At 36.5% G+C, this 8856-nt stretch carries 7 protein-coding genes and 1 pseudogene; 6 read left to right on the forward strand and 2 right to left on the reverse strand.

The genetic code is table 11. The features are described 5' to 3' along the window. Positions 1-667 precede the first annotated feature (667 nt). Positions 668-2368 carry a SulP family inorganic anion transporter gene (locus F6K54_RS34230; protein ID WP_293088048.1) on the reverse strand — a complete coding sequence of 567 codons (1701 nt, stop codon included), beginning with the start codon at positions 2366-2368 and terminating at the stop codon, positions 668-670. Between the two features lie 425 nt (positions 2369-2793). On the opposite strand from F6K54_RS34230, the gene ylqF reads away from it, so the two are divergent. The 6 genes and pseudogenes from ylqF (at position 2794) to F6K54_RS34260 (ending at position 8152) form a co-directional block, all read left to right on the forward strand. Further along, positions 2794-3654: a ribosome biogenesis GTPase YlqF gene (gene ylqF, locus F6K54_RS34235; RefSeq protein ID WP_293088050.1), complete on the forward strand. Its 861-nt coding sequence runs from the start codon at positions 2794-2796 to the stop codon at positions 3652-3654. Between the two features lie 842 nt (positions 3655-4496). Then, entirely contained in the window at positions 4497-4730 is a 234-nt protein-coding gene (locus F6K54_RS34240; protein WP_293088051.1) for a hypothetical protein, read from the forward strand. A 10-nt stretch (positions 4731-4740) separates the two neighbouring features. Continuing rightward, positions 4741-5028 carry a hypothetical protein gene (locus F6K54_RS34245; RefSeq protein ID WP_293088053.1) on the forward strand — a complete coding sequence of 96 codons (288 nt, stop codon included), beginning with the start codon at positions 4741-4743 and terminating at the stop codon, positions 5026-5028. Between the two features lie 285 nt (positions 5029-5313). Then, entirely contained in the window at positions 5314-6207 is an 894-nt protein-coding gene (locus tag F6K54_RS34250; protein WP_293088054.1) for a hypothetical protein, read from the forward strand. Between the two features lie 760 nt (positions 6208-6967). Beyond that, a pseudogene (locus tag F6K54_RS34255) lies at positions 6968-7543 on the forward strand (DUF4433 domain-containing protein); the annotation flags it as partial. Positions 7544-7624: 81 nt separating this feature from the next. Next, positions 7625-8152 (forward strand): macro domain-containing protein, encoded by a 528-nt coding sequence (locus F6K54_RS34260; RefSeq protein ID WP_293088057.1) that lies wholly within the window; start codon positions 7625-7627, stop codon positions 8150-8152. 444 nt (positions 8153-8596) lie between these two features. Here F6K54_RS34260 and F6K54_RS34265 read toward each other — a convergent pair whose 3' ends face one another. Beyond that, positions 8597-8725 (reverse strand): hypothetical protein, encoded by a 129-nt coding sequence (locus tag F6K54_RS34265; protein ID WP_293088056.1) that lies wholly within the window; start codon positions 8723-8725, stop codon positions 8597-8599. Positions 8726-8856: the final 131 nt, after the last annotated feature.

Genomic DNA, 8856 nt, shown 5'->3' on the forward strand with positions numbered 1-8856 from the left:
TAGACAAGGAAGAAAGAAGTTTTTGTATATTACGAAGTATTCACAACAAAAGATGATTGTGGAAATAATCCATTTAAGGAAATACCTTTACCGCAAAGTAAATCGGCAACAATATTAATTAGTCCTTAATTTGAAAAGCGCTGTAAACTTCAGTTGCTACCCTCATATCAAATCCTTTTAATTCGGTATAAAAAAATGTTCCATCTTCAACCACTACCAAATATTTCTCGATCTCCCTATCTCCCTACCTCCCCTACTCCCCTACTCACCATCTAATTCACCAATGCTACCGGATTTGATATCACCCCCCAAAAAAACAAAAAACTATCTCAACTTCTAGACAAATATTCAGCATAATCAGCAGAATTGCTCCGGCTAAAAATGCGGATTATGTTGGGAAAAATCCGGTTTCTTTGAGAAAAATAGGATTAATATCAAATCCGGTAGCATTGGTATAATTCAGTATTGAGGAATAATTTATTGATATTCTAGAGTAGAACAGCCTTTTGTCCCTACTGACGATAGAAATTATATTACTCCGAAGCCAACGGATTTGATATAAGAACTGGGAAAAGCAGATTTTGGAATATCTTCATAGCTAGTGCAGGATGGCGGAAATAACTGGTTACAAAATCGTAAAAGCCTTACTAAGCAATACTTTTGACTTTTAACTTTTGACTTTTAACTTCCGCGTAGCGGCACTAGAGCTTTGTTTTTGCTTCACTATTTGTAAACCTTCCTTAAGTGCAGTCAGGCGATCGCCCATCCAGTAATTTTCTGGAATTAAGCCAGCAATTCCCAGCTTTTCTAACCGACGTTTTACCTTTCCAGTTGCTCCAACCATAATGACATCTCGTCCAGCATCGATCGCCTCTTGAATGGCATTTTCAATCGCTAAAGAAGAAGTCACCCCTAGAATTGGCACTTCACTCAAATCAACAATCAACACATCATAATTATCAATAGCATTATGTTCTCTGGAAATCGCTTTGGCTACTCCAAAAATCATTGGCCCACTCAAATGAAACAGTAAAACTCGGTCATTTGCCCAATCCAAAATTTGCTTTTCTTCCTCAGTCATGACGATTTGATCGTCCGCATCAGTAATCGCTTTTACAGACTGAGATTGCATTTCTTCAAGACGTTCAATAGTTAAAATATTCGCGACAAAAACTCCCACCGCAACCGCTACCATTAAATCCACAAATACCGTGAGGAGTACCACGCTATAAACAATTCCGGCAGCCTTCCAAGAAATGTTGTGAACTCGTTTGAGGAAACCCCAATCAATAATATCAATTCCCACCTTTAAGACAATTCCTGCTAACACAGCTAGGGGAATTCCGGAAGTTAAAGGTGCTGCCCATAACACAACAATCAACAGTGCTAAAGCACGACTAATCCCAGCTAAAGCGGTGCGTCCCCCTGCTTGGATACTAACTACAGTTGCTGTTGTGGCTCCAGAGCCAGCAATTCCACCGCATAAACCTGTAATTAAATTAGCCACCCCTTGACTGATTAATTCTTTATTAGATTTATGTTCAGTTCTGGTCAAACTATCTGATACCAAACAAGTTAATAGGCAATCAATGGAACCCACCATACCTAAAACCATGGCATTCACAAACATTAACCGTAAATTTTCAGCGGTAAATGTAGGCATTTGTAGTTGTGGCAAACCGGGGGTAATTTCTCCAATTGTAGCGATCGTCCGAATTTCAATGTTTCTAAAGAAAATCAAAGAAATAGCTGTACCAATTACCAAAGCTATTAGTTGGGGAGGGACTAATTTTTTTAGTTTTGCAGGACAAAAGAACAAAATTCCTAAAGTAATTAACCCTAACAAAGTTTCCAATGGATTAATATTGGCAATCAAATTAGGGAAAGCTTTAATCACGCCAATTACTCCACCAGAGGGAGTTTCTTGACCGATAAACGGCGCAATTTGCAAAAAAATCAAAATCACGCCAATTCCTGTCATAAAGCCAGAAATGACGTTATAAGGGAGCATGGTAATATACTTCCCTAATCGCAGGACTCCAAATAGGATTTGAAAGATACCCGCCATCATCACCACGGTAAAGGCCATTGCCAGACCACTTTCAGGATTTACGGCCATTAATTCGGCGATAACAGCGGTGACAATGACGGTCATCGGCCCAGTTGGTTCAGAGATGAGACTAGGGGTGCCACCAAATAAAGCGGCAAAAAATCCGACTAAGATTGCTCCCCACATCCCTGCAGCAGCACCTGCTCCAGAAGCAATTCCGAAAGCTAGTGCCATTGGTAAGGCCACCACTGCGGCAGTTAACCCGCCAAAAATATCTCCTTTTAGGTTTCGGAAATGAATTGTATTGGTAATTTGCATTAAAGATTTCCCTGAATCACAATTAAGATGCTACATCTGAATAATGCAAATATGATCCTCAATTTATTTGACCATTTGGGCGGTGGTACTCCCAATAATTACCGAAAAATTCAGGTATGAAGCCTCTCCTTTGATAAATGTTTGTTACAAATGGTAGAAGTAAGAAAGAAGGAATAGGGAAGAAGGAGGAAGGGGTAAATTTTGAAAAAAAGGGAAAAAAAATAGATATAACTATCTAAAATTAACTGGAGCAGCTATTTTTAAGTATATCCGATTAATCTCTACCTTTTTGTAGCATTCTTTTTTCAAATTGGTATAATTCTAAATTCTAAATTCTAAATTCTAAATTCTAATGCTCCAATCCTCTTAATTTATCAGAAGAGGTAATTCTAAATTCTAAATTCTAAATTCTAAATTCTAAATTAATGACTATACAATGGTATCCGGGCCATATTGCGAAGGCCGAACGAAATCTTAAGGAACAACTGAAACGGGTTGATGTGGTTCTGGAAGTTAGAGATGCTCGTATTCCACTAACTACTAATCATCCCCAGGTGTCTGAGTGGGTGGGGAATAAGGCGCGGGTATTGGTTTTGAACCGCATGGATATGATTTCTTCGGATGTGATGAAGATTTGGCAGGAATGGTTTGAAGCTGAGGGACAAGTGCCTTATTTTACTAATGCTAAGTTGGGTGATGGGGTGAAGGGTGTGGCCAAGGCGGCGCGGGAAGCTGGTCGTGTTGTTAATCAAAGAAGGCGCGATCGCGGGATGTTACCTCGTCCTGTTCGTGCTGTGGTTATTGGTTTTCCTAATGTGGGAAAGTCTGCTCTGATTAATAGGTTGTTGAAGAGGAAGGTTGTTGAGAGTGCTAGACGTGCTGGTGTGACTAAGCAATTAAGATGGGTACGGATATCTGATGAGATTGAGTTGTTAGATGCTCCTGGGGTAATTCCTAGTAGGATTAAAAATCCAGAGGATGCGATTAAGTTGGCTATTTGTGAGGATATTGGCGATGCTGCTTATGATAATCAGCGAATTGTTGCTAGTTTGATTGATTTGTTGATGTCTCTAGAGGTTGATAGTAATGGTTTTGTTTCTGCTTCTTGTTTAGAATCTCGTTATGAGTTAGAAGCAAGTAATTATACAGGTGAAAGTTATTTACATGAGGTGGCAAATCAACTTTATCGAGGAGATATTGAACGGATGGCAAGAAGAATTTTGGATGATTTTCGTAAGGGTTTATTAGGGCAAATACCTTTGGAGTTACCACCAAGGAAAAGTTAAAACTCAAAACTCAAAAGTCAAAAGTCAGAATTTTCAAGTTAAAAGCTTTAGCTGTGTCAGTTCAGTAGTGGACTGTTTCATCTAAAATGATGCAATAGGAAATCCACTAGAGATTGCTTCACTATCGTTTGCTATCGCAAAGCTACGCTAACGCAATGACAATTCTAACGCACTACTTTAGATAAAACAGTCCAGTAGGTTTTAGAGAGTATTTGTCAAATAAAATTAGAAATTCAGGGAAAACGCATCTTATTTTGAAGTTCTGACAGGGCAAGGATGTCAGCCTTAGAGTATAAATGCTCATTACTTTTCTAAAGCTTAACAGCAAAAGCTTCCAGAATTTAGATGCGTTTGCCCTGATGAGAAATTTTTTAAGTTGAATAAAAAGTCATGCCTAGGTACGAACGACCCCCATTAAATACACTGTATCACAATTTTTTTGAGGATGCAAGGGAAAATCTCCCTGCGCCACCATTTTTTTAGTGCTTCACAGAATGATATCTTGCTTGAGTAGAGATAGTAAAAGTTAGGATGTTATGGTACTTGAACTACTTATCGGAAAGTTTGCTTAATGCAAATAGTATAGAAATATCGTCTCCGGAACCAAGATAAATTGTAATGGAGAAAAAATTAATACGGACAAATAAATTATGAACAATTCAATTATCACATTAGTAGATGACTTACCCACTGGTGCGATTACAGTTTCAGAATTACGTGCTTAGGTGGTAGGTTTTAAAGAGTATTTATCAAATAAAATTAGATTTTTCAAGTTGAATAAAAAGTCATGTGTAGGCACGAACAACCCCCACTAAATACACAGTATCACAATTTTTTTGAGGATGCAAGGGAAAATCTCCCCGCGCCGCCGTTTTTTTTCGAGTGCTTCACAGAATGATGCCTCTGTTGATGATGGTGGCGATCGCGGTGTGATTTTATTGTTCAAAGTCTCTATAGCAGAAATCTTTTCTTTGGATGCTTCATGGAATGAATTTTTTCTAACCTTACTGTATTGTTGGCGATCGCTTTTGAGTTTCTATATATACTTACCTTGTAAAATGCTGTTTTTATGTTGAATAAAAAGTCATGTGTAGGTACGAACAACCCCCATTAAATACACAGTATCACAATTTTTTTGAGGATGCAAGGGAAAATCTCCCTGCGCCGCCGATTTTTTCGAGTGCTTCACAGAATGATGTCTCTGTTGATGATGGTGGCGATCGCGGTGTGATTTTATTGCTCAAAGTCTCTATGGCAGAAATCTTTTCTTTAGATGCTTCATGGAATGATTTTTTTCTAACGTTACTGTATTGTTGGCGATCGCTTTTGAGTCTTTATATATACTTACCTCGTAAAATGCTGTTTTTGTGTTGAATAAAAAGTCATGTGTAGGTACGAACAACCCCCATTAAATACACAGTATCACAATTTTTTTGAGGATGCAAGGGAAAATCTCCCTGCGCCGCCGATTTTTTCGAGTGCTTCACAGAATGATATTTTCCTTGATTTTCAAACTCTTGTAGAGATAGTAAAACTTACGATGTTATCGTATTTGAACGACTTATCGGAATATTTGCTCAATGCAAATAGGATAGGAATATCGTCTCCGGAACCAAGATAAATTGTAATGGAGAAAAAATTAACACAGACAAATAAATTATGAACAATTCAATTATCACATTAGTAGATGACCTACCCAATGGTGGGATTACAGTTTCAGCATTACGTGCTTTAGATTTCATCGTACCTGGAGAATGGAACAATTTAGTAGGTTTTAGAAATACTGTTCGTAAAGTAACTGGCGAAGAAGACTTAGCAACGATTCAAAAAATCAGTGAGCGTGCTTTGTGGATATATAATGACGAATCTCAAGGTTATCAGGGCGCTATCTGGGCTTACCAAACCCTGGATAAAGCTGATGCTGCTATGGGTGCGGCAGCAATGGCCAACAAAATTGGTGAAAAAATCTCTTTCCTCAGTTTTCTGAATAAATTAACCCCATCAGCAGATAAAACTCAGGCAGTTGATTTAGCGATTAAGGTAGTGGGTGAGTTGGTTGCTTTCTGCAAATTAAATGGAATGCCAACTAGAGAAAGTTTAGGAGATTTTTCAGCAGCTTTGGCAGAAGAATATAGTGGCCCATCTTTGATGCGAATGGTTGCTTTGGTGTGTTTTGATGGGTTGATTCCCTTGGGACCTGATTTTGTCGATCGCGTGGGAGATATTATTGGAGGAATGAGTTCTGCTGGTTTGCAACAAAATCCTTTATTTCAGAAGGTAAATAATTTGATTCCTGGTGATAGTACTCAGGGTAAGCTTGATTTTATTGGTAATAGTTTTGATTCGGTTAGAGGTTGGATGAGTAATTTAGTTTCATCGCAAGGATTAGATCCGCAAATGATTATCGATCATTTACAAGGTTTTGTGGATATTGCTGATGATAAGTTGGATTATTTGGCGGCTTTTCTCGATTTGACTACTAATTATTTTGAGCATACTGGTACTCAAACTGTTGCTCGTCGTTTGATTTTGCAAGCGGCAGAGGAAGTTTAAAAGTAAGCATTCAGCCGTCAGCCATCAGCTATCAGCTATTGCTTTTAGTTTAGGATAAAAGCTCTATTAATTGTCTTACTACAAAAGTTGGCTCCCTTGCCCTTAAAGCCTATATAGCAATCCTATTTTATTCATGTCAAAAATCTTACTGCTTTTTAGGGAATAGGGAACAGGGAACAGGGAACAGGTAAGAGTTTCAGTTTTTTTATCTACTTTTTGATTTGTCGCAACCTATTTAGGATTGCTATATTAATTGAAAAACTGTCCTATATTGAGAGAGTCTTGTTGCTGATAGCTGACAGCTAATAGCTGAATGCTTACGTTTAAAAGAAGTAGAATTATTAGTTTGTTTAGGCTGAAATTGTTTGTGGGTAAATCAAATTTACCGAATAATTAATTATTAAATAATTAAATAATTAAACAATTCGGGTTAAAAGCTTCCCCTTTCGAGGGGAAAAAAGCGGTCGTTTTGCTGGCGCATAACTACGTTAACGCTACGCGACATGAAAAGCGCAGCTTCCCGTAGGGTGGAATGGCGAGAAAACCTGCGCCATATCCAATCTACCAATAGAATAAGTTTTTTCCTTATTTGTCAATCCTCTCTCTAAAAGGGAGAGGTAATTATCAATTATCCATTATCAATTATCCATTAATGAACCACTGTCTAAAAATTACTTTTAATAATCTTTTTTGTAAATGTTATAATTGAGATATTTATAAGTATTGGCAATAAATAGTACAAAAAACAAGTATTCAAAATTTGTTTTATATTACTCATATCGAAAATATTATTTCTATCTTAGAAAGAGGTATTCTATCTCACCAATCAATAGAAGATAATCAACTAAAGACCACCATTATTTACAATTCACAAATAGTCGATAATCGTTCTCAAAAAATAGTTTTGAATAATAAATAATTATGGGGATTTGCTAGTCTTTACTTTCAACCTAGAAATCCAATGCTTTACTCAATTATTCATAAATATCCTATTGAGAAAATTATTATTATTTCAGTAAAACGAGATATTTTAGCTAGAAGACATATTTGGATTACTACAGGCAATGCTGCTCATAACGATTCTGAAATTATTTCGATTCAGGAAGCAGAAGAATTAAATATTCTGAGACAAATTAAGAAAGAAACCGATAAGGAATGGTGGAGTAATGAGGATGGCTCTAAAAGAAAAATTATGGCTGAATGTTTAGTTCCTGAGAAAATTCCTGCTAGTAATATTCAAACTATTTATGTGGCTTGTGAAAAAGCTAATCAATCTTTAAGAGACACTCTCACACAAAGTAATTATGATAAAAAAATTTCTATTGTGGTTGAGCCAAAAAAGTTTTTCCAGCCAGAATGGAGTCAAAGATTAACAGAAAATATTTCTCTGATTCGTGGGGATATGTTTTTTTCCAATATGCAAACTTTGACTGTGAGTGTTAATTGTGTTGGTGTTATGGGAAAAGGGTTAGCATCAACAGCAAAATATAGATTTCCAGATGTTTATGTTAGATATGAAGCAGTTTGTAAAAGCAAAGATTTGCAAATAGGAAAGCCATATTTATATAAAAGAGAATCATCGGTAAAAGAACAATTGGGAGATAGTACATTTTTCCTACTTCAAGATTTTTTGAATAATGAACAAAAATGGTTTTTGCTGTTTCCTACAAAAAAACATTGGAGAAATCCTTCTCAAATTGAAGATATAAAAAATGGCTTAGAATGGCTTTGCAATAATTATAAAAAACAAGGGATAAAATCTTTAGCTATGCCTGCACTTGGATGTGGTTTAGGGGGTTTAGATTGGCAAGATGTGGGAATTCTAATGTGTAAATATTTGAGTTCTATGGATATTACTGTAGCTATATATTTACCAGCAGAAAAAAAATTGGATGAAAGGTTGATATCGGCAGATTTTTTACTGAGTCAAGTTGTTGATTTTTAAGAAAAATAGTAATCAATTTAGTGGAGTGGCACACCTATAAACTGTGCATTTTTTCTAACGTTATTGTTGGCGATCGCTTTTGAGTCTCTATATATGCTTACTTCTAAAATGCTGTTTTTGCGTTGAATAAAAAGTCATGCGTAGGTACGAGCAACTACCAATAATTACATACTACCATGATTTTTTTGGGGATACAAGGGGAAATTGCCTGCATATTTTTTTGGTGCTTCACACAATGAGTTATTGGTTTGTGATTCTAGCGATCGCGCTGTGAGTTTATTGTCTCTATAGGAGAAATCTTTATCTTTTGGTGCTTCACAGAATGATTTTTTTTCTGATGTTATTTTTGGCGATCACTTTTGAGTCTATATGTATGCTTACCTGTAAAATGCTATTTTTGCATTGAATAAAAAGTCATGTGTAGGTACGAGCAGCACCCAATAATTACATACTACTATGATTTTTTCCTTCCATCGCCGACTTTTTTGTAGCTTCACAAAATGCAGATTCTCTCATCCGTACATCTGTGGCAAAATCCTTGTCTGTCATTAATTTTCTTCTTGGATGCTTCACAGAATAATACCATTTCTCAAAAGTTTTGCTACATTTCCTTGGGAGTAGGGAGTAGGGAGTAGGGAGTAGGGAGTAGGGTTTAAAGGAATAAGATATTTTGGATTAATGCCTATAATCCTTACGAACATTAC

It is taken from the genome of Okeania sp. SIO3B5, assembly GCF_010692555.1.
GTDB lineage: Bacteria > Cyanobacteriota > Cyanobacteriia > Cyanobacteriales > Microcoleaceae > Okeania.

What these genes read in the sequence shown, in the direction of transcription:
- F6K54_RS34230 (WP_293088048.1), bottom strand. Translation starts at nt 2,368, where the DNA reads ATGCAAATTACCAATACAATTCATTTCCGAAACCTAAAAGGAGATATT.
- ylqF (WP_293088050.1), top strand. Translation starts at nt 2,794, where the DNA reads ATGACTATACAATGGTATCCGGGCCATATTGCGAAGGCCGAACGAAAT.
- F6K54_RS34240 (WP_293088051.1), top strand. Translation starts at nt 4,497, where the DNA reads ATGCAAGGGAAAATCTCCCCGCGCCGCCGTTTTTTTTCGAGTGCTTCA.
- F6K54_RS34245 (WP_293088053.1), top strand. Translation starts at nt 4,741, where the DNA reads ATGTGTAGGTACGAACAACCCCCATTAAATACACAGTATCACAATTTT.
- F6K54_RS34250 (WP_293088054.1), top strand. Translation starts at nt 5,314, where the DNA reads ATGAACAATTCAATTATCACATTAGTAGATGACCTACCCAATGGTGGG.
- F6K54_RS34260 (WP_293088057.1), top strand. Translation starts at nt 7,625, where the DNA reads ATGCAAACTTTGACTGTGAGTGTTAATTGTGTTGGTGTTATGGGAAAA.